At 41.4% G+C, this 22,751-nt stretch carries 16 protein-coding genes and 2 tRNA genes; 9 read left to right on the forward strand and 9 right to left on the reverse strand.

What is annotated here, in order from left to right; genetic code table 11:
- Nucleotides 1-396: 396 nt before the first annotated feature.
- Entirely contained in the window at nt 397-732 is a 336-nt protein-coding gene (locus tag EJN84_RS08940) for a BT4734/BF3469 family protein (protein ID WP_129595105.1), read from the reverse strand.
- Between the two features lie 196 nt (nt 733-928).
- Here EJN84_RS08940 and EJN84_RS08945 point away from each other — a divergent pair, with 196 nt between their 5' ends.
- A complete protein-coding gene (locus EJN84_RS08945) occupies nt 929-2,308 on the forward strand; it encodes an NfeD family protein (RefSeq protein WP_129595106.1) in 1,380 nt (459 codons plus the stop codon).
- Nucleotides 2,309-2,391: 83 nt separating this feature from the next.
- Here EJN84_RS08945 and EJN84_RS08950 read toward each other — a convergent pair whose 3' ends face one another.
- Nucleotides 2,392-2,676, reverse strand: a complete 285-nt coding sequence (locus tag EJN84_RS08950) for a hypothetical protein (RefSeq protein ID WP_129595107.1) — start codon at nt 2,674-2,676, stop codon at nt 2,392-2,394.
- Nucleotides 2,677-2,863: 187 nt separating this feature from the next.
- Between EJN84_RS08950 and EJN84_RS08955 the strand changes: the two genes are divergently transcribed.
- Nucleotides 2,864-3,604: a lysophospholipid acyltransferase family protein gene (locus tag EJN84_RS08955; protein ID WP_129595108.1), complete on the forward strand. Its 741-nt coding sequence runs from the start codon at nt 2,864-2,866 to the stop codon at nt 3,602-3,604.
- 298 nt (nt 3,605-3,902) lie between these two features.
- Here EJN84_RS08955 and EJN84_RS08960 read toward each other — a convergent pair whose 3' ends face one another.
- A complete protein-coding gene (locus EJN84_RS08960; protein ID WP_129595109.1) occupies nt 3,903-4,997 on the reverse strand; it encodes a hypothetical protein in 1,095 nt (364 codons plus the stop codon).
- 60 nt (nt 4,998-5,057) lie between these two features.
- On the opposite strand from EJN84_RS08960, the gene galE reads away from it, so the two are divergent.
- Nucleotides 5,058-6,092, forward strand: coding sequence for a UDP-glucose 4-epimerase GalE (gene galE / locus EJN84_RS08965; RefSeq protein WP_129595110.1), 1,035 nt, complete (start codon nt 5,058-5,060; stop codon nt 6,090-6,092).
- 21 nt (nt 6,093-6,113) lie between these two features.
- Here galE and EJN84_RS08970 read toward each other — a convergent pair whose 3' ends face one another.
- Entirely contained in the window at nt 6,114-6,596 is a 483-nt protein-coding gene (locus EJN84_RS08970; RefSeq protein WP_129595111.1) for a septal ring lytic transglycosylase RlpA family protein, read from the reverse strand.
- A 287-nt stretch (nt 6,597-6,883) separates the two neighbouring features.
- Between EJN84_RS08970 and EJN84_RS08975 the strand changes: the two genes are divergently transcribed.
- On the forward strand, nt 6,884-9,949 hold the full coding sequence (locus tag EJN84_RS08975) for an eIF2A-related protein (RefSeq protein WP_129595112.1): 3,066 nt from the start codon (nt 6,884-6,886) through the stop codon (nt 9,947-9,949).
- Nucleotides 9,950-10,164: 215 nt separating this feature from the next.
- On the opposite strand, the gene EJN84_RS08980 is transcribed toward EJN84_RS08975, so the two are convergent.
- Nucleotides 10,165-10,236: transfer RNA gene (locus EJN84_RS08980), tRNA-Met, on the reverse strand.
- Between the two features lie 115 nt (nt 10,237-10,351).
- Here EJN84_RS08980 and EJN84_RS08985 point away from each other — a divergent pair.
- The 3 genes from EJN84_RS08985 (at nt 10,352) to EJN84_RS08995 (ending at nt 13,687) form a co-directional block, all read left to right on the forward strand.
- Entirely contained in the window at nt 10,352-11,122 is a 771-nt protein-coding gene (locus tag EJN84_RS08985) for a polyprenol monophosphomannose synthase (protein WP_129595166.1), read from the forward strand.
- On the forward strand, nt 11,119-12,459 hold the full coding sequence (locus tag EJN84_RS08990) for a dihydroorotase (RefSeq protein WP_129595113.1): 1,341 nt from the start codon (nt 11,119-11,121) through the stop codon (nt 12,457-12,459). Before EJN84_RS08985 ends, EJN84_RS08990 begins: the two co-directional genes overlap by 4 nt.
- 94 nt (nt 12,460-12,553) lie before the next feature.
- Nucleotides 12,554-13,687 carry a glycosyltransferase family protein gene (locus tag EJN84_RS08995; RefSeq protein ID WP_165004218.1) on the forward strand — a complete coding sequence of 378 codons (1,134 nt, stop codon included), beginning with the start codon at nt 12,554-12,556 and terminating at the stop codon, nt 13,685-13,687.
- A gap of 67 nt (nt 13,688-13,754) precedes the next feature.
- Here the strand turns inward: EJN84_RS08995 and EJN84_RS09000 are convergent, their stop codons facing one another.
- Nucleotides 13,755-14,195 carry a cupin domain-containing protein gene (locus EJN84_RS09000; RefSeq protein WP_129595115.1) on the reverse strand — a complete coding sequence of 147 codons (441 nt, stop codon included), beginning with the start codon at nt 14,193-14,195 and terminating at the stop codon, nt 13,755-13,757.
- Nucleotides 14,196-14,421: 226 nt separating this feature from the next.
- Here EJN84_RS09000 and EJN84_RS09005 point away from each other — a divergent pair, with 226 nt between their 5' ends.
- Complete coding sequence (locus tag EJN84_RS09005) at nt 14,422-14,757, forward strand: winged helix-turn-helix transcriptional regulator (protein WP_129595116.1); 336 nt, start codon at nt 14,422-14,424, stop codon at nt 14,755-14,757.
- Between the two features lie 432 nt (nt 14,758-15,189).
- Nucleotides 15,190-17,415, forward strand: a complete 2,226-nt coding sequence (locus EJN84_RS09010) for a TonB-dependent receptor (protein WP_129595117.1) — start codon at nt 15,190-15,192, stop codon at nt 17,413-17,415.
- A 173-nt stretch (nt 17,416-17,588) separates the two neighbouring features.
- Here the strand turns inward: EJN84_RS09010 and EJN84_RS09015 are convergent.
- The 3 genes from EJN84_RS09015 to secDF all read right to left on the reverse strand — a co-directional run bounded on the left by EJN84_RS09015 (nt 17,589) and on the right by secDF (nt 22,716).
- Nucleotides 17,589-17,661 (reverse strand) — tRNA-Thr (locus tag EJN84_RS09015).
- A 74-nt stretch (nt 17,662-17,735) separates the two neighbouring features.
- The gene (locus tag EJN84_RS09020) at nt 17,736-19,283 is read right to left on the reverse strand and encodes an outer membrane protein assembly factor BamB family protein (RefSeq protein WP_129595118.1); all 1,548 of its coding nucleotides are present in this window, start codon (nt 19,281-19,283) and stop codon (nt 17,736-17,738) included.
- Between the two features lie 481 nt (nt 19,284-19,764).
- The gene (gene secDF / locus EJN84_RS09025) at nt 19,765-22,716 is read right to left on the reverse strand and encodes a protein translocase subunit SecDF (protein ID WP_129595119.1); all 2,952 of its coding nucleotides are present in this window, start codon (nt 22,714-22,716) and stop codon (nt 19,765-19,767) included.
- Between the last annotated feature and the right edge of the window lie 35 nt (nt 22,717-22,751).

The raw sequence follows: 22,751 nt of genomic DNA on the forward strand, positions 1-22,751 counted from the left end.
TGAACGATTTATTTGCGTGTCCGGCATAAAGCCGAACAGAAGATTAAATGATAAACTTGTTAAAGAACTCGTCGAGTTTGCAGCAATTGCTGCATGACTCGTATATTAAATAATTAACGAACTATTGTGTATTCGAAGGTATTTTTGGCTTGAAAAGCCGAATTTTCACAAGGAATTGCAGGTTACCAATTACGGAGAATTATCGAATCGCGAAATTATGCATTGTGCATTATACATTATCAATTATCCATTGACTCTTGTGGCTTTGGCCCAAACTCTACCGACTTTTTTATCGTGCCATAAAAAAGTGGGCAAAAGAGGTCAAGACTGCGCCCGCTTCGAAATGAAAGTGAAAAGTGAAAAGCCACTTCGGCGAAGATTGTTGCGGCGATGCCGTTAACCGGTAGAAAGATTATACGCAGGATTGAGGTAGGCGTCGGGATCGTGGGGGAGGAAGCAGGCGCGGAATATGTCGCATCCCGATTTATCCACAGTGACGCCGTAAGTTTTATAAACGTAATTGGCAACGGCAGTGAAGAAGCCGGTGTGTTCTGAGGGATCGGCATCGACGGAAATTACCCATTTGAGGCCGTCGCCGGAAGGGCTGCGGAAAAGCAGTTGCGTTTCGAAATATTCATCTCTTAAAAGCCGATCGAACAGTGTTTGGACGTTGTTTACATGGTCGAAATCGAGACACAGCAATCCGGAATGCCGATTTGTTGTAAGTATCATGAAAAGGGCGATGAAAAGTGAATTTGAAAATATTCGGATTTTCCATTTTTTATTTAGACGAACATCCGGCTGATTTTTGGAGTTCAGCACGAAATAGACTTTTGTGTTTCAATACACTCGTAATCATGTTTCTTTATGTTGGATATCATTTTCTCGTAGAATTTACATATTTTTGTTTGGATAAAACCGCTGTACAATGAAAAGAGCCTTCTTCGTATACATTTCCCTCGTTTGCCTGGCATTAGGGCCGGCAACGGCACAAAACAAAAAGTTGATTTACAAAATCAATATTATGGAAGATATTGGGAGTAATTCATGGATTTATCTTCAAAATGGATTACACGAAGCACGGCAGAAGGGTGCCGACTGTGTGCTATTGCACATCAATACGTACGGAGGAGGAGTAAAGGAAGCCGATTCGATGCGTACCGCAATTCTCAATTTTCCCCTTCCGGTGATTGCCTTCATCGATAATAATGCCGCATCGGCCGGAGCACTGATATCTATTGCGTGCGACAGTATTTATATGCGCCGGAGTGCCACGATAGGTGCTGCTACGGTTGTTTCGATGGATGGGGCCGCTGCTCCCGACAAATATCAATCGTATATGCGGGCGATGATTCGTGCAACTGCCGAAAGCCATCATGGAGACTCTATCGTAGAATCGGGTGATACGGTTTTTGTGTGGAAACGTGATCCGAAGCTGGCGGAAGCGATGGTGGACGAACGCGTGGTTATACCCGGTATGGTGGATTCGACTCAAGTGTTGACTCTTACTGCCTCTGAAGCTATCAAAGTGGGGTATTGCGAAGGTATTGCCGAAAATGTGGACGAGATCGCCACGCGATATTTGCATTACGAATCTTATGACATAGAGACTTACAATCCTACAACTTTCGACCGTGTGAAAGGCTTTTTGACGAATGCCTTTGTCCAGTCCATTCTCATCATGCTCATTGTGGGCGGCATTTTTTTCGAGCTGAATTCTCCCGGAGTCGGATTTCCGACAGCAATTGCGCTGACAGCTGCCATTTTGTATTTTACGCCTTTGTATCTTGGCGGCTATGCGCAGAGTTGGGAAATTTTGATTTTCGTAGCAGGCCTCATTTTGATAGTTTTCGAATTGTTCGTAATTCCCGGTTTCGGTATTGCCGGTATTTCCGGGATCGTTTTGATAATCTCGAGTTTGCTTTTAGCTTTGATTGGCAATATCCATTTCGATTTTGAAGGAGTTCCTGTTCCAAAATTCTATCGGGCATTGCTTACGGTTTTTGCCGGATTGGGTTTGGGATCTCTTGTGATTATCTATTTTTCGAGCCGAATCGGGAAGCGCGGATTTTTGAAGAATGTTGCTTTGCAAGCCGATGAAGAAGGCTATATTTCGGTGTCAACGGAACCTCTTGCTTTGGTGGGAAAAACAGGAATCGCTGCTACCGTACTTCGTCCGTCGGGTCGTATTGAGGTTGACGATAAATACTACGATGCTGTTTCCCTGGGAGCATTTATAGAAAAGGGAGAGATGGTGAATATCGTAAAATACGAAAATTCGCAACTCTATGTTGCCAAGTTGCCATAGAACGAGGCCACCTTTTATCAAAGAGAAAAGACCCCGAGAAACCTTATCTCAGGGTCTTTTAGAAAATGATCGATACTCCTTGTTTAGTTGTATAACGCGTATTCTTCTTCGGTGTATGCTATTTTTTTAGCATAGAAGAAAATCGCAAAAGGGATTATCAACAACAAGATAGCCCAAACGATGTTGCTGATGGTGTTGCCTTTTTTCATGTTGTTCACATAAATGTATCCCAGAAAACCTTCGATGACAAGAAGGAGTCCGATGATAAGACTTGTGTTAGTACCCGTTCCCTGAAAATAGGGGATGGCCAAAACAAGAACGCCAACGAACATTACCAAAGCTCCAGAGTATTTTGCTAATTCTTTCATGTGTGTATATAATTATGATATTGTTGTTTCGCAACGCAAATAAACACAAAATTCGATAAACGATGAAATATTTTCGGATAAAAATAAGATTATTGCGAAAAAAAGAATGTCCGGCCCAAAAAAATGTCGATTAAGATGGTTTTTAATTGCAAATTTAGATAAATTTGTATGTATTAAGAATATTGGGATGAAAGTTGTTGTTCGAACCCTCGTTTTTATCTATCAATGGCTGGTCTTTGTACCGGTTTTGATTGTACTGACGCTTATTACGGCGCTCACCGTGATGATATTTTCCCCCATCTTCGGCAACAAGTTTTGGGGTTATTATCCCCCTAAGTGGTGGTCGAAACTGGTGTGTTGGTTTGCACTTTGTCGAATAAAATCGTTTGGACACGAAAATTTAAATCCGAAACAATCATACGTTTTTGTGGCTAATCACCAAGGAGCATTTGATATTTTTCTGGTTTACGGATTCTTGAATCAGAACATAAAATGGGTGCAAAAACAAAGCCTTCGTCGCATTCCTTTCGTGGGGAAGGCTTCCGAAATAGCCGGCCATGTATTTGTGGACAATTCGAGTCCGAAAGCTCGAGCCAGAACTATTCTCGAAGTAAAAAAGCAAATTGTTGACGGCGTTTCGGTCATGATGTTTCCCGAAGGATCGCGCACCAAAACTGGAAAACTCGGTCGTTTTCACAAGGGAGCATTTCAGATTGCCATCGACCTTAAGCTTCCCATCGTTCCTCTTACCATTAACGGATCCTACGATGTGTTGAGTGTAAAATCATCGCTTATCCGTCCCGGAAAACTCGAACTCATCATTCATCAACCCATCTCTACACAAAATCTCACCGAAGAAGACATTCCATCGTTGATGGAGCAAACCGAAGAAATTATTGCTGCCGGATTGTGGCCTAAGTATAAATAATTGCCTGAGTAACAGGTGATTGGTGAAGTTGTTAAATTGTTGGGATTTGGTACCTGTATAAAAAAGGAATGGTTGTCTCACGACAACCAATCTTCATTGTTAACCTTAAATCTAATACCATGAAAAACACGATGCAAATATATGCACATGTTTTGTAACTTCCAAAAAAATAAACGACAAAATGCTTTGATTTATATTTTTTTAATAAAATATCTTTGTTGTGGTTTTCGTGAATTTGAGCTATGCGCTTTATTACTAATGAATTGGTGTTGATTGAGGGGCGTAATATGAATATTGGTTATTCGTGTATTCTGTTCGCAAAAAAATTGATCAAGGGCCAGTTGAATCTTTGCCAACGTCTTGTAGCTTTTTGTTTGCCTCCGAATTGAAGCAGGAATCGCGGTCTTCCGGCTCTTTCCTGATAAAATCCGGAATCCATGAAATCAAAATATTCGAAACCTTCTTCTTCGGCAAGTTCGAGCGACGACCATATACTGAAAATTGATGGATACAGGTGTTTATATCTTTTGGTATGCCCCCAGTAGTGCAAGCAATATGCAATCTTCTTTTCAAAGCCGAGAATAGTACCTCCGATAATTTTATTCTTGTACATACACAGCAAGATTTTTCCTTTATTATTTTGAACATAATATCGGAAAAAATTTTCGAAGTAGGCGAGAGGGGGAATTCGTTCTCTGATTTTCCAATCTCGTTTGATGGATTGATAGATCTCGGGCAATTGTGAGAGAGAGGTTGCTTCCAATATCGACACTCCGCGACGTTTGGCTTTATTCACCTGGTTTTTCCGAGTGGATGAGAGTTGATCCCAGACTTTCCGTTTGCGTTGCAGCGAATTGCGAATATTGAGCCATTTAGCGGCATAAAAATGAAAACTCTTGAAAGTTTTGTATCCGAAAATCGGATCGCACAAATTTCGAAATTGAATATAATATACTTTATGCTTAACTTCCTTGAGGAGGCTTGAGACCAGCTTTTCAAAAATTTCGTCTTTGGGATAGTTTTCATCCAGAAAAGCCGGCAATTGCGAGACATAGCATTGTTTGAACAAGGAGCCTCTAAGCCGGCCGTGCAGACGCCTGATAACGGCCATCATGCATGCCACAGGCTTTTCGTTGACAAAAGCCACAATCATGAAAGGTTCGAAGGATGGAATATTCAAATACAAATCGAAAGAAGATGCATAATGAAAAAATTTTTTTTCTTCCAATGGTGGAAGATCTTCTTTTTGGTAATATGTCCGTAGGGTATATTCCACTTTTATCCCTTCAATTTTGAGGCTCGATATAATAATATTTCGCAGTTGATAATACAAATATACATTTTTTTTCGAAATGAACGATCCTCTTCGGCTTTTATATGAATGTTGCAACATCGGATCGGTTTTTATTTAGTATCTTTGCCATATTGAAAAACAAACAAAATCGATAGATACATGGCACGAAAAATTTTAGTAACGGGCGGAACCGGTTACATCGGTTCGCATACTGTGGTTGAGCTGCAGCAAGCAGGTTATGAAGTAATAATAGTTGACAATCTCTCCAACTCTAATGCCGATGTGATAGAAGGGATTGTGCGAATCACGGGACAACGCCCTGTTTTCGAGAAACTTGATTGCACGGATATGCCGGCCATGCAGGCTTTGTTTGATAGACATCGCGGAATTGATGGGATAATTCATTTCGCTGCGAGTAAAGCCGTAGGCGAATCTGTGAAAAAACCCTTGAAATATTACCGCAACAATATTGTTTCGCTCATAAATCTGCTCGAGTTGATGCCCAAGTTTGACGTAAAAGGTATCGTGTTTTCCTCATCGTGCACGGTGTATGGCGAACCCGACAGCAATCCTATCGATGAGAGTGCCCCCATCAAACCCGCCACTTCTCCTTATGGTAATACCAAACAAATAAACGAAGAAATCATTCAGGATTTTATACATTCCGGGGCACCCATCAAAAGTGTCATCCTGCGATATTTTAACCCCATTGGAGCACATCCTTCTGCCGAAATTGGTGAGTTGCCGTTAGGCGTTCCGCAAAATCTGGTGCCGTTTATTACTCAGACGGGCATAGGTATCAGAAAGGAGCTCAGCGTTTTCGGCAACGATTATAATACACCCGATGGCACTTGCATTCGCGATTTCATAAACGTTGTAGATTTGGCAAAAGCACATGTGATTGCCATTGAGCGAATGCTCGAAAACAAATCGAACGAAAGTGTCGAAATTTTTAATTTGGGGACAGGACGTGGTTTATCTGTTTTGGAATTGATTCACGTATTCGAAAAAGTAACGGGCAAGCCTTTGAATTACAAAATCGTCGGCCGTCGTGAAGGTGATATCGAACAAATCTGGGCTAATCCGGAACGCGCCAACAAAATATTGGGATGGAAAGCCGAAGAAAGTATTGAGGATACGATGGCTTCGGCATGGAAATGGCAGCTGCGTCTGCGAGAAAGAGGGATAATGTAATAGTCGTACATAAAGGTGAAGCTATCGGTATAAAGTTGATTTGTTTATCGGGCGACATGCGCTATAAAGCGTGTTGTAGATTTCTTCGAGGGTTTTTGTCGGCAAAAAGATACGATCGGTGTCGAGTTTTAGCAGAGAAAAAACCGGAAGAAATTTCCATTCACTAATTTCAACATGGGCAATGCCATGTCCGATCATATCGAGCTGTCTTGCAGCTTCGTAGGACAGATCGATTATCCTTTTTTTGCTGCGCGGACCGCGATCGGTAACTTTTACCAAAACGGTCTTGTTATTCACTGTGTTTTTTACGAATAGTAAAGTTCCGAAAGGAAGTGTTTTGTGAGCGCATGTAAGGCTGTCTTTATGATAGAGAATTCCACTCGATGTTTTTTTGCCTTGAAAACGAGATGCATAATATGATGCATTCCCTTTTTGCTGAGCATGGACGGGAACGATTAATATGTTGATCAACAGCAGAATATAAAAGCAGATTCTTAATTTCATTCGCTTTTAATTTTGAACATAGTTCTGCAAAATAACGAAGAATTAATTTAGTTCACAAGAACTTATCGATTTTTTTTGATAATATAAGTTTTATAAGATCCGTATTATCTTTTGAAGCTTCTTCAATAAATCTCTCTCCGTTTTGTAATGTCTTTGTAATGTCGGAGACAAAAAAATAATTTTTTTTCTCATATTTGGTTCGAAATTTGCTGATTAACAAATAAACAATCTTTTCATTGAGTTGTTGAATTTATGATATCATAGAAAATACAAATAAGGAGGAGGCTATGAAAAAATTAAAAGTAAACAATGCTTTCTGGGCAGCTTTTAGCATCGTGCTAATGAATGTTTTCACGACGAATGCCCAGTACTTCGGGAGAACCAAACCTACCTATCAAAAGTTTAGGTTTGATGTAGCGCAAACACCTCATTTTGAAGTTTATCATTATCTGAAAAATGATACGATGCTTATAAATTTTATCGGTTGGGCAGAAGAGTGGTATCACATGCATCAGCTGATTTTTAAAGATACTTTTCAGACAAAAAATCCTATTCTACTTTACACGAATCATGCGGATTTTCAACAAACCAATGCGGTGAGTAGCTTAATTGCCGAAGGAACGGGGGGAGTGACAGAGAGCCTGAAACAGCGCGTAATCCTTCCTTTCGCTCCCACTTTGTATCAAACCGATCATACGCTGGGGCATGAGCTGGTACATGCTTTTCAATACAATAAATTGTTGAGATCCGATTCCACGAATTATTCTATCAACAATCTGCCTCTATGGATGGTAGAAGGGATGGCCGAATATTTATCTATAGGGAGCGTAGATCCCAACACATCGATGTGGATGAGAGACGCTCTGCTGAACAAGAGATTTCCATCCATTAAGGATTTAGCGAATGTCTCAGAATACTTTCCTTATCGATACGGACAAGCCTTATGGGCATTTATCGGGAAAACGTGGGGCGACACCATTATCATGCCGCTTTTTGAAAAAACAGCTCTATGGGGTTTGGATGTTGCCATCGATAGTGTATTTCATTTCAATACCCAAACCTTATCGGGAATGTGGAAAACGGCTACCGAAAACCATTATAAACAGTTCATGAAAGACTCTGTCTATACGCCTGTAGGAAACAAAATTATCTCCGAAAAAAATGGTAGTTCGACAAATGTATCTCCTTCTTTGAGTCCTGATGGAAAATACCTGGCTTTTTTTTCTGACAAGAGTGTCTTCACCTTAGATTTGTTTATCGCCGATGCCCGAACAGGAAAAATTATAAAAAAATTCTCGAGCTTAACACGCAATAGCGAAATAGACGATTTCAGTTTTATCGAATCGGGAGGAACGTGGTCGCCGGACAGCAAAAAATTTGCCTTTGTCGTTTATAGCAAAGGACGAAACAAACTTGCCATTGTGGATATAGATAAAATGAAAACCGAGTTGGTAGAAATTGAAGATGTGGCATCGTTTTCGAATCCCGAATGGTCTCCTGACGGAAGATATATGGTGTTTACCGGACTGAATGAGGGGATTGGAGATTTATATCTTTACGACTTTCAAACAAAAAAAACGCGAAAACTCACCCACGATTTGTTCTCAAATATCCACCCCTCATGGTCGCCGGACGGAAAATATATCGTGTATTCCACAGAGGCTATATGTTCTGACCAATCGAAAAAATTCTGCTTTATTTTGACGTTGTTCGACATCGAAACCGGAGAAAGCAGAATGATAGATGTTTTACCCAAAGCCGATAACCTAAATCCCCGATTTTCAAACGACGGGCGTTTTATCTATTTTTTGTCTGATGCCGATGGTTTTCGCAATCTGTATAAATATGATCTGCAAAACGAAAAAGTGTATCGCCTGACTGAATATCTGACAGGGATAAGCGGAATCACACTGTTTTCGCCGGCCATAAGTGTAGATAGGCAAAACGGGATGATTGCCTATACGCATTATTTCGATAAAAAGTATGAAATATATATCGCTTACGACCGTGATTTTTACCCTATTGAAGTAGATAAGTATTACGTAAATTTTGATGCAGGTACGCTTCCATTGTTGAACCGTACCACGGTGAATATAGTGGATTCCGTTTTATCGAGTCGTGTTCCTCAAATCGCACTTTCGGTTGATTCCATCAAAGAATTGCCTTATCGACCTAAATTAAAACTCGATTATATTTCAAATTCGGTCGGAGTGGGTGTTACGACAGGACCAAGTTTCAATACGACCGACATGGCCGGTAGTGTTTTCATGCTTTTTAGCGATATGGTTGGTGATCATCAACTTTATACATCGTTGGCGCTCAATGGCGAAATTTACGATTTTGGCGGACAGCTTGCGTACCTCAATCAGAGCAATAAAATCAAGTGGGGAGCTTCTGTTTCACATATTCCCTATCGAAGCGGGAGTATGTTTTGGACGATAGATACCTTACAAATTGATAAGGAAAAATACGCAGTGGATAATCTCGTATTGGATTATGTAAGGATGTTCGAAGACAATATCTCGGCATTCTTTTATTACCCTCTGTCGCAAACTCGCAGATTCGAAGCGGGAATTTCGGCTTCGTGGTATTCGTATCGCTGGGATCGGTATCACAACTATTTTGATGCATTGGGTTATCCCCTTGGTGGAAAAAGAGAGAAGTTACCATCGCCTCCCGGAATCAGTTTTCAGACAGCCAACATCGCTTATGTCGAGGATGATTCCTATTTTGGAATGACGGCTCCGCTGATGGGACACAGAGCAAGATATCAGATCGAAAGATATTTTGGGAACATCAACCTGTATAATATTTTGTTCGATTACAGAAGATATTACTTCTCGAAACCGATCGGATTTGCTTTCAGATTGTATCACAATGGATTGTACGGAAAGAGTTCGCAAATCGGACTTGCCTCGCCCATGTATTTGGGTTATCCGTGGTTGGTAAGGGGTTATGAAGACATTTCAATTTATGGAAATACGGGCAATTCGATTGGATATAATTCGTTTAATGTATCAAATCTTTCCGGTTCGCGGATTGCTGTTGTTAATGCTGAATTGAGATTTCCTTTTTCGGGACCGAAAGTGTTGGCTCCGATAAAATCGAATATTTTTCTAACCGATCTCAATTTGTTTTTCGACGGTGGTTTGGCCTGGAACAAGGGAGATAAGGTGAAATTGAAATGGCAAACATCTAATTTTAACGAACGGATACCGGTATTTAGTGCCGGTGCATCAGTAAGAATAAATTTATTCGGTTACCTCGTTATTGAGCCTTATTATGCTTTTCCGTTTCAAAACGGAGGGTTCAGCAATGGTATGTTTGGAATTAATTTTGTTCCGGGATGGTGATACGTATATTTCGACTCAAATAAGGAGGGTACGATCCCTCCTTATTTTTTTTTGACAAAATATGCTGTTTACTCGAGCTCTCTTTAGACGTTTAAAGGGTCTCGATTATTTTGATCAGATTCTCAAATTCGCTCCCAATGTCCGCCGGCTGGCGGATATGAGCCCAACGAGCCAAATAAAAAGAGGAAAGTTTCGCTTGACTTTCCTCAAAAATGTTGCGGAGAAAGGATTCGAACCAATGACCTTTGGGTTATGAGCCCAACGAGCTACCACTGCTCCACTCCGCGATGTTGTATTATTTATGATTGGACTGCAAAGATAGTGATTAATTTCAATAAAGCAAAATATTTTGGAAAACTTTTTTTATATCCATTTGAAATAGTACATTTGAGGCAAATTTTCATTCGCATGTCCGACAGTGTCGTAATTATACCAACCTACAACGAGAAGGAAAACATCGAGAATATTATTCGTGCTGTTTTTAACTTAGAAAAGGATTTTCATATTCTGGTGATAGATGATGGTTCGCCTGACGGGACGGCGACAATCGTCCACAACCTTATCCGAAACGAGTATGCCGATCGCCTTTTTATCGAAGAACGAAAAGGAAAATTAGGACTGGGCACGGCCTATATTCACGGTTTTAAATGGGCATTGGCACATTCCTATGAATATATTTTCGAAATGGATGCCGATTTTTCGCATAACCCACAGGATTTGCCCCGATTGTATGAAGCTTGTGCGGGAGAGGGATTTGATGTTTCGATTGGGTCTCGGTATAGTACTGGAGTAAATGTTGTCAACTGGCCTATGGGTCGCGTGCTGATGTCATATTTCGCTTCGAAATATGTTCAGTTTATCACAGGAATGGATATTCATGACACAACGGCAGGTTTTGTTTGTTATCGGAGAAAAGTGCTTGAAACTATGGATTTGGATCGGATAAAATTTAAAGGTTATGCGTTCCAGATCGAAATGAAATATACAGCTTTAGTGCTTGGATTCAAAATAAAAGAGGTTTCCGTGATTTTTGTAAATCGTCAGTTGGGCACTTCGAAAATGAGTTCCCGCATATTTGGTGAAGCATTTTTTGGTGTCATTAATTTACGCTGGAGAAAATTGACGGGAAAAATAAAACCGAAATCAAAATTAAAAACATCTACAAGACCATGATTCTCATTCATAATGCAACTATCGTCAACGAAGGGCATTCTTACCGTGGATCGGTAGTGATAGAGGACGAAAACATTACGAAAATATTTATCGACAAGGTTCCCGAATATGTGTTTAATCGGAGCGATAAAGTCATTGAGGCCGATGACTTGTACCTCATTCCGGGAGTGATTGATGACCAAGTGCACTTTCGTGATCCGGGATTGACGCACAAAGGCGATATTTATACCGAAAGTCGTGCGGCCGTTGCCGGTGGGGTAACTTCATTTATGGATATGCCAAACACCATCCCGCAAACAATCAGTATAGATGCGTTACAAGCCAAATTCGAAACAGCTTCGGAAAAATCGATAGCCAACTATTCGTTTTATTTGGGAGCCACCAACGACAACCTCAAGGAATTGCTGAAAGCTGATGCGAAAACCGTTTGCGGCATCAAAGTGTTTATGGGTGCTTCCACAGGAGATATGCTTGTGGACAAAGAAGATTCTCTACGCAGAATTTTTGCCGAAGTGGATATGCTGATTGTCACTCATTGCGAAAAGGAAGAAATTGTACGACGTAATGTGGAAGCGTATCGCAATAAATTTGGAGAAAATATCCCAATCGAATATCATCCAATCATTCGAAGCGAAGAAGCTTGTTACCAATCGTCGGCTCAAGCCGTTGAATTGGCTCATAAATATGGTTCACGACTGCATGTACTACATTTGTCGACGGGGCATGAAATGAGTCTTTTCGATAAAGCCCCAATTGAGGATAAGAAAATTACGGCTGAGGTTTGTGTTCATCACCTGTGGTTTTCGGATGCCGATTACAAAAGTCTAGGAACGAAAATCAAATGGAATCCGGCCATTAAAACTACTGCCGATCGCGAGGCCTTGCGCGAAGCGCTCAAAGAGGGGAAATTGGATGTAGTGGCTACGGATCACGCTCCGCATTTGCTTTCCGAAAAAGAAGGTGGATGCTTGAAAGCCGCATCGGGTGGTCCGCTTGTTCAGCATTCGTTGCAAATGATGCTCGAGTTGGCCTGTCGAGGTGTTTTTTCGAAAGAGTTTGTGGTAGAAAAAATGTGTCATGCTCCTGCAAAACTGTTCAGAATAAAAAATCGAGGGTTCATTCGAGAGGGTTTTAAGGCCGATTTAGTACTGATTAATCCCCACCGGCCATATACTGTGAATGCCGACAATATTCTTTACAAATGTAATTGGTCACCTCTTGAGGGTGAAAGGTTTTCTCACACCATCGAAAAAACATTTGTCAACGGACATCTCGTATTTGACAAAGGCATCGTTGCAGAATCGTTTCACGGACAACCTCTCGAATTTGAAAGATGAAGAAAGAATATATTGTCAAATAATCGTCCGGCATATTTCTCTCTGATTGCTCTTTTTTTCTAATTTTGTAACTACTTTCATAAAACTGTTGCACGTGAAGTTTTTATTTGCTGTTCAGGGAGAAGGGAGAGGCCATTTCACACAAGCACTTTCCATGGCTTGGATAATGCGAAAGCACGGTCACGAGGTGTGTGCCGTGTTGGTTGGAAAGAGTGACAATCGTCAAATACCGGCTTTCTTCAGCGACAAGATAGGAGCCCCGATTTTTGTTTTCCATAGCCCGAATTTTACTTCTTTCTATAAAAACAAACGCCCCAATATCGTGATGAGCGTGCTCAGCAATTTTGCCCGTCCGCTCATTTTTCGCAAGAGCATTGTTTTTGTTAAAAAGAAAATCGAGGAATATCATCCCGATATCGTTATCAACTTTTACGAACTTATCACCGGTACGGCTTATCAGGTGTATAAGATCAACGAAAAATTAGGCGTAAAGATGATAAATGTCGGGCATCAGTATCTGCTCCTCAATCCTCATTACAAAACCACACCTGAGCAGGATGTGAAATATTATTTGCTCCGAATGCTTACGAAATGGACTTGTCAGGGTTCGTCGAAGTTATTGGCTCTATCGTTTCGCGATATGCCCGGTTGTGAGGAACGAAATTTGGTTGTGATGCCGCCGCTGCTTCGCAGAGAGGTTTTTGAGATAGAGCCCGAGGCGGGTGATTACATCCACGGATATATGCTTAACTCGGGATATTTCGAGGAAATTTTGGATTGGCATACCAAAAATCCGCACATTCCGTTACGCTTTTTCTGGGATAAGAAAGATGCCGACGAGGTGACGGTTATCGACGAAAATTTGGTTCTTTATCGTTTGAACGATGAATTGTTTTTGAAAAGTTTGGCCGGCAGTATGGCTTATTCCACAACGTCGGGATTCGAGTCGCTATGCGAAGCATTGTATTATCGGAAACCGATACTGATGATACCTGCACATGTTGAGCAGGAATTCAATGCATTCGATGCAAGCCTTTCGGGAGCAGGAATCAGCAGCCGGAAATTTAAATTGAATAAGTTGATCAACTTCCTTCCTTTTTATCGGCCCGATGAAAATTTTCAAGATTGGGTTTTGCAAGCCGAAGAACGATTTATTCGCGAAATTTGTGAAGACACATCGCTTAACCGTAAAAAAATCGGGCTCGATATTCTTATGAAAGTTAAGTAGTTTCAACCGATTTCGTACAGAAAAAAAGAGGCGGGCAGCCCCTTTTTTTGTTGACAGAAGTGAACAGTTAAGCAAATTCATCGAAAATTCCCGTCGATTCGGTCCCGCTAACCATGATTTTTTTGATGTCCAATAAATGAACGATTTCGGGATTAGCCGCAGTACCAAAGTAGATATAAACCAATTTTTCGGTATCGGAGGGATTACGCATGATGTGTGCACCTTTTATTCCTGTCGGGAAAGCTATAACGTCACCGGCTTTCAGCATAATTTCTCCATCTTCGGTACGAACGGCTCCCTGTCCGCTGATGACATAAAAAACTTCTTCGTTCACTTCGTGATAATGATATCCATAGGCATAATTGCCCGGATCCACTTCCACGAAATTTACCCTACATTTGCTCACTTCTTCTTCGGGGATGATGGTCTTTACGGTAAATTTATTGCCGTGTTCCGCATTTGTTTGTCCCTGAGTTTCATCTACATTTTTTACGATTAGATTTTTCATTTTTTTCTATTTAAATTGTTTGACCTTTCAAATTTAGCAAAACACTTTCTACAAAGCAAAGATGTGTGTTACGAACTACTATCGTTCGAAATATTGATTATCAGCTGAATAGAAAATATTTTTTTAAGAATATTTATAATAAATCTCTTTTTGAAAGTAATAATCTTTAATACCCGTAACATCCTCAGGAATTATTTTTACTTTTGTGAATGAAAAAAAGAAAATAATGAAATCTGCCGATTTGCAATACCCACAGTGCCCGATTCGAAATGTCCTGGCTCGATTCAGCGACAAATGGTCGCTATTGATTTTGACCACGCTGCACGAAAAGGGAATGCTTCGCTATTCGGAGATTTGCAAGTCGATTCCCGATATTTCTCAAAAGATGCTTTCGACCACGCTGAAAAGATTGGAGGAAGATGGACTTATCACCCGAGTGGCATTCGCAGAAATTCCTCCTCGTGTTGAATATTCACTTACTGAAATGGGTGAAAGTTTAATACCTATATTCGGTCAGTTGATAGATTGGTCGGTGTTACATTTTAGAGAAATCGTTCGATAACAGAAACTGACACCTCTTCTGCCTCAGAATAGTGTGTCAAAGCTTATTCTCAAATAGAAATGAATCGCAGCTACACAAGATATATTTCGCTTTCTTTGATCTTCATTTTCCTGTTTCCTTCGGTGGTGAAACTGGAACATCATCATCAAAGAACGGGTTGCTGTCATTCCGAAAAATCCTGTCAAACATTTCACGAAAACTGTCCTATTTGCGATTTTCATTTCTCGATCTTCACCGATCAGATTCAGAAAATCGATTTGGAAGTTCTTACTCATTTCGATCGATACAAAAATCAGTATAACACTCCTTGCACCTTTTCTTTCACTAATCTTCCTTTTTCACATCGTGCCCCTCCTTTTTCCTGAAATCTCATATCGATAGATTTTATCAAAGAATAGGAACCCTAATTATTTCACGATTTAAAAAGGAAAAATGAAAAAATATATCCTCTTAAGCATCGTGCTTGGCCATTTTGCAAGCATGTTTGCACAACATATCCTTTCGGGCAAGGTTACCACGCAAGCAGGAGAGCCTTTACCCGGAGCCACCATATATTGTTATGAACTGAGCAAAGGTACATTCTCGGATTCCGATGGCAATTTCGAACTCTCCAATCTTCCTGCCGGAAAAATTACCGTGCAGTTTTCATTTGTTGGTTATGCTTCGCAAGTTCAAATTGTCTTGATGGATGAAAATGTCAAAAGAATTGATGTTGCACTGCATGAAACTGCCCTCGAGGCCGAAGAAGTTGTCGTTTCAGGAGGTTACAACGCCACACAGCACCAAACTGCCGTAAAAATAGATGTCCTGAATCTTGACGAAAAGCGCCGAAAAATTTCTCCGAATATAATGGAAACTTTATCGCAAGTACCCGGTGTCAACATGATTTCGAAGGGCAGTGGTGTTGCCAAGCCCGTTATTCGGGGGCTTTCTATGAATGATATCCTGACGCTCAACAACGGCGTACGCATCGAAAATTATCAGTATTCCGACCATCATCCGCTTGGAGTGAATGAATTTGGAATAGAAGATGTGGAGATAATCAAAGGCCCTGCTTCGCTTCTTTACGGATCTGATGCGATCGGAGGCGTTATCAATTTCATTCGCGAGAAACCTGCTCCGGTCGGGACATTGCAGGGAGATTATGGCCTGCAACTTTTTTCCAACTCGTTGGGAGTGGTTCAAAATTTGGGATTGAAAGGGGCTTCGAAGGATATTTTCGGTGGCCTTAGAGTAGGCTATGTCTCTCACGCCGATTACTTGCAAGGAGGTGGCGATTTTGTTCCCAATACTCGTTTCAACGAATCGTCATTAAAGGCTAATATTGGCCATGCGGGTCGAATGGGTACATTCGAGCTTTTTTACGATCACAATCGGCACAATATCGGTTTGGTGGAAGAAGAATCGGCAGAAGAAATTGACGAACGGGGTCGAAAACCCGATATTTTTTATCAACGACTCGATAATCAGATGCTTTCATCCAGAAATCGTTTATATTTCAATCGCTACAAATTGCAAATCAATGCAGCATATCAAGATAATAAGTTGTCGCATATTGGTGAGGCAAACGAATATGAAGTGGAAATGCGGTTGAGAACACTTACATACGAAACAAAATTACATTTTCCTTCGGACCTATATACAGAATATATTTTTGGTTTTCAGGGAATGAATCAATGGAATGACAATTTGAATGATCGGGCAACCAAATTACTTCCGGATGCCGTTATGCAAAATTATTCGCTATTCGGATTGTTGCAACGCACTTTCTTTAGCAAACTTAAGGTACAGGGAGGAATCCGCTACGATTACAGATCTCTATCCACGCAGGCTGTCGGTGATCCTGCCGTTGTCGATTTGTTCCGTCCGGCATTGGACAAATCGTATGACAGTTTCAGTGGTTCGATTGGCGCTACTCTCGACCTCAATGAATCGCTTCTTTTCAGGTCGAACATTGCAGCTGCCTTTCGGAATCCCAATTTAGCGGAACTTACTTCCAACGGACAACATGAAGAAAGGTTCGAAATCGGCGATGCTTCGCTTCGACCCGAAAATGCTTATGAAGTCGATGCAAGTTTACATTTGCATAAAGAAAATTATACCCTCGATTTGGCCGGTTTTTATAATTCTATTCGCGATTACATTTTCATATCTCCAACGGGTGACGAATCTGCCGGTGGTGTTCCCATTTACCAATATCGTCAGGGCGATGCTTATTTATACGGAGGTGAATTTGCTTTCCACATCCATCCGGTAAATCTTTCGTGGCTACATTTTCAAACCGATTTTTCCTCTGTGATCGGAAAGCAACGAAACGGGGATTATCTCCCGTTTATTCCGGCACACCAATTGAATGCCGAGATACGTGCCGAGAAAAACGAAATGGCATTTTTGCAGGATGCTTTTGTTTCAATTTCCACAAATACGGCTTTTGCTCAGCGCAATCCTGCACCCAATGAGACTTCCACTTCAGGTTATACGATTGTGGATGCAACTATTGGAGCAGTTTTGAAAGTAGCTCGCGTGCCGGTTGCATGGCAATTGGGTGTCAATAACCTATTCGATGTTCGATATGTCGATCATCTGTCAACACTAAAGGAAGTGGAATATTATAATCCGGGACGAAACGTTGTATTATCAATGAAACTTCGGTTCTAAAGGAGTATTGCGGTTTCCCCCCGCTCGAAAAAGGCTCTCGGCTTAAGCCGAGAAACCCTCTGCAGCAATTAAATGTGTTTGATGTATTTCATGCAATTGGTGCGATTAGGTACTATTTATAACAACCGAATCGGTAAAAGGATTTGAAAAAGATCAAATCCTTTTTTCGGTTGAGCCACAAGCGAGACTCGAACTCGCGACCGACGCGTTACGAATGCGTTACTCTACCAACTGAGCTATTGTGGCACTTGGCGGTGCAAAATTACAAAAAAATACGAGAGTGGCAAGTTGTTTTCGTATTTTGATTAGGCGCATGTCGCTTATTCAAAGAGATGTGAGAGATCGATTTCGAGGAACGAATTGTGATCCATTGCATATAGGGTACCATCGGCAATAAACAGATGCGGCGTGAGTTTAAGTTCAGCCGCGAGTTTATTCGTCGGGTCGAGGACAACATAAGTTTCATCATCATTTGTAATGAAGCGATAATTCCTAAAATCGAGCGTTTGATGGTACGTCTGTTCTTTGTCGTACGTGTTTAAAAGCTCCAAATTATCGTTTATGGCAAACATTCGATCGTGGTCCGTTAGGATGAAGTTGAGGTCGGGATTGGTTTCGAGCACTTCCAAATACGTAGAATCGTTTTGTTTCACATACGCACCCGATTCCACGAAAGCGACCAGTTTTTCGCCCTTGTTTAAAGGGAATGGGGTTTCATTCAGCAACGAGCCGTCATCAAGCGAGTAAGAGGCAATCTTGTTCTTGAAAACGAGAAATAATTTATTATCGATTACCTGATAGTTACGAATGAATTCCTTTTTTTCGGGAATGGCATTCAAATAGAGTTGCTGTCCGCATGCCCGGTCGAATGCGGCAAAATAGGGATCGCCGATCATGGAAAAATTGCCATTATACTGTGCATATCCACGGTTGATCATATAAATAACGCTATCGATCAGGAATAGCGATGATTTGGACGTAATCTTTTCGGGCAAGGGCGTACTCCATACTATAGTTCCTGTGCTGCCCATGCGTGAGATTTTATCGCGCGAAGCCAGCACAATATCACCCGATGGGTCGATAAGAATATTGGAAACCATGTCCGTAGCTACGTCGGGAGCGGTCTGGTAAAGGGCTATGCCGGTGAAAGCTCCCAGTAAAATACCGGCTGCGTTTTTGGCGACGAGTTTTCCAATATCTTGCCGAGTTGTCTTGGCTTCGTATTTCCAACTGTTTCCAGTAGCCAAATTAATGCCGTTCAATCCGTTAACCGATATCAGAATCAGAGAATCATTGTAGAGATAAACATTGTTCCAACCCAAGGTTCTGTCCAGTTTCTTGTTCCAAAGCTCTTTACCGGTGTTCAAGTTCACGGCAATCAGTTTATTGGATGTAGGCGAAAACGGGTAGCACAAGGCTATTCTGGAAATGGTGTCCGCAAAATAGACGTCGTTTTTCATGTTCCATAATTCGTTCCCCGTTTCGGGATCAAGAGCGTAGGTTTTATTTTTCTTGGTTAGGAAGAGATGTTTTCCCAGTTTTTTTATTTCGTCGGAACCATAGTCCATTTCCTTTTCCCATTTAACGTGCTTGTCGTTCAGATCCATCATGATGCACGTGCCTTTGTTTTTGAAAGAAGTGCCTTTGCGGTCGGTTTCTCTCAATTGAAGCAGAAAATGGTCAGAATTTTCATTCACATTCCAACGATAGATGTTGATCGGAGGTGAATAGATGGTTGCCGTAATTGCTTGGTCGTAATTAAATTTTTTCCCAATGACGGAATCCGTTTTTGTAAACGGTTGCGATAAGGCAATCTGTATCTGAAATGAGGTAAAGATCACGGAGGCGAAGAAGAATAATTTTTTCATTGGTCTCTTATTTGGTTTAGTTTGCTGATGGATTCATAGTTTTTCGTAATTTCGGCTGATTACCGATGATCCCTGAAAGAAAGGTTGATCGTTTCTTATGCTAAGTCTTTCTTGGAACTGAATCTTTAGCATACTTTATCGAACAGGTCAACTACTTAAAGATCAATAAATTTGATTGTCTGCTTCGGTCGTATTTCACCGACAACGCGTTTTCACAGACCATCCTTTGCAAAATTACATAAAAATATCGAGGAATAAAACATGCATAAAATAAACAGGAGTGTCGTGGCATTTTTCAGGAACTTTTTCTGATGATTTCGGATTTGTGTAACGAATTGTACCATTTTTTGGGTTGTTTCTTGCATACTATGTTCCGAGAAAGATTTTATTTGAGAAAAAGAAAGGAACTGACAGCACAAAAAACGGGTTGCCTTTTGGCAACCCGTTTTACATAAAAGAGTATGATTTTTAAATCTAAAAGTTATTTTTTCGCTTCAGTTTGATTCTTTCCCATCTGTTGTTTCCCTAAAATTCGATATGCCACGGGAGCAGCTACGAACAAACTGGTAATTGTTCCTACCACGATACCGATAAGCATGGCAAAAACAAAACTGCGAACAGCTTCTCCACCGAAGAATAATATGCAGATGATCACCAATATCGTGCTTAAACCCGTGTTGATCGTTCGAGTGAGCGTTGCATTCATCGAATCGTTGAAGAGTGAGAGCAAACTCCGCTTCGGATATAATTGTGTGTATTCGCGTACACGATCGAACACCACCACCTTATCGTTGATAGAGTAGCCGACTACTGTAAGTATAGCTGCGACGAAAGTTTGATCAATTTCCATCGAGAAGGGCATGATCTTCCATAGTAGCGAATAGAAGCCGATTACAGAAAAAGCATCTATGGCCAAGGCAGCGATGGTTCCCATCGAGAATGCCCAATTGTTGAATCGGATAAAAATGTACAAACCCATACATAGAAGAGCAATGAGCAATGCAAGAGAAGCATCCCTCAACATATCTTCGGCTATGCTTGGACCCACTTTTTGTGAGCTCAACACATAATCGTCGATTGTTTTGTCGGGAGCAATGTATTCTTTCAATGCTTCGCCTAACAAGCTGATTAACTCTTGTTCCACGTTTTCGCTATCGTCGTCGATTCGGAAGTTCGTGGACACGCGTACCTGATTGCTCGATCCGATGGTAATTACCCGTACCGATTCGCCAAAATAAGGATCCAACTCGTTTTGGATATCTCCCGTTTTAACAGGCTGGTCGAAACGTATGATATAATTACGACCACCCGTGAAATCGATGCCCGCATTCAACTTTAAGACAAAGAGCGATATAATGCTTATGATGATGAAAATTCCTATTCCTGCAAGAACCTTTCGACTGTTATGAATAAAGTTGAAAGTAAATTCTCTTGACATCATCTTTGTGAAGCCTGTTCCAAACGTAAGTTTTGTCCATTTCCCTTTTTCTAACCGGTTTTCATACACCAATCGGGTAAGAAAAACGGCGGTGAGGAAAGACGATACGATACCGATAATCAATGTAATGGCGAATCCTCGAATCGCGCCTGTGCCGAATACTGCGAGAATGATTCCGGTAATGATTGTTGTCAGGTTCGAGTCGAAGATTGCGGAGAAAGCGTTCTTGTATCCGTCTTCCAATGCTCTTCGAAGTGTTTTACCGGCGGCGAGTTCTTCCTTGATACGTTCATTAATGAGCACGTTGGCATCCACCGCCATTGCCAAAGACAGAATCATACCGGCAATGCCCGGAAGAGTGAGTACGGCTTGGAATGCCGCCAATGCACCGAGCGTAAAAAATAAGTTCACAAGTAGCGCTCCGTTTATCACCATACCCGGAGTAATTCCGTACAGCATGCAGGTGAAAATAAACAGAACGAGAAGAGCAATCACAAACGAAATGAATCCGGCCTGAATGGCCTCTTTACCCAGAGATGGTCCCACTACATCTTCTTGAACAATTCGGACACCGGCTTTCATTTTGCCTGACTTCAACACATTTTCCAAGTCTTTCGCTTCTTCGAGTGTGAAGTTGCCGGTAATAGAAGATCGGCCTCCCTCGATACGATCGTTCACTCGAGGAGCCGAATACACATATCCATCCAACACAATGGCGATGCTGTTACCTTTTTCTGCTCCCGTAATAGTAGCCCAGCGCGTAGCACCCGAAGAATTCATCGTCATGCTGACTTCCCAGCCAGAGCCTTGTTGCCCTTGGTCTGCACGAGCATTGGTTATCACGTCTCCTTCAAGAGCCGGTCCTCGTTTTGTCCCATCTCCTTTCAGCGCAAAAAGTTCGAATACCGATTCACGTGTATCGATAGGTTTGAATCCCCATTTAAAGCGAACATCGGCAGGGAAAATGTCTTTATAACGATTCAAAAGATAATTCACTGTGGCCGTATCATTTTTATGAACTGCTCCCACAATCGGGCCTGTTGCTCCGCTCATTGCGAAGTATGGCTGAACAAAATATTGAACCAGAGGTTTGGTAATTTGTATGGACGACTTTTCGTCGGCGGAATCATTTTCTATAGTAGAGGGAAGTGTTGCACGCAAAGAGTCGCCGGAAACAACCGAATCGGTAACAGCAATTGTGGTGGTATCCGTCGAAACTTCTCCTTGAAGCGAAGAAGCCAATTCGGCCGAAAGTTGGTTGACTTGGCTGAAATAAGAAGCCAACTCATTAACATTATACGTTTTCCAGAATTCGAGGTTGGCGCTTCCCTGCAAAAGGTTTCGAACGCGATCGGGTTCGGTAATACCGGGCAACTCTACAAGGATGCGTTCTGCACGATCGAGTTTTTGAATATTGGGGGAAACCACGCCAAAACGGTCGATACGGGTGCGAAGCACATTGAAGGAATTGTCGGCAGCGCTTGCCAATTCTTGTCGCAGCACGGCAATAACTTCATCGTTAGAGGCCGTGGGACTAACGCGTTCACCCATTGTTATGCTAAAGATGTTTGCCAGTTTACCGTTAGGCGCGATTTTTTCGTAATTCTGTTGGAATAGCGAAATAAAGTCTGTTGAGCTGCCTTTGCGGTTTTGCACAATGGTTTCCTGCAACGCTTTGTTAAAATCGGGGTCGTCGGTATTGGCCAAAGCTCTCAACACCTGAGCTGCATCAACTTCGAGCGTTACAGTCATACCTCCTTTCAGGTCGAGACCTAATCCGATCTCTTTTTGCCGAATTTGTTTGAGCGTGTATCCCAGATAGACTTTTTCGCTGGATAATGAATCAAGATACTGATTCTTAAGGGCTAAGTTTCCGTTCGCGTATTCGTTTGCCTTTTTGTCGTATTGCCATCCTACCACTGTAAAAGAAAGATAATACAGAGAAATAAGCGCAAGCAGAACACTGAAAACTTTGATAAATCCTTTGTTCGACATGTGAATTTTGCTTTACTTTTTTAGTTATGTTATTA

It is taken from the genome of Seramator thermalis (assembly GCF_004138125.1).
Classification (GTDB): domain Bacteria; phylum Bacteroidota; class Bacteroidia; order Bacteroidales; family Dysgonomonadaceae; genus Seramator; species Seramator thermalis.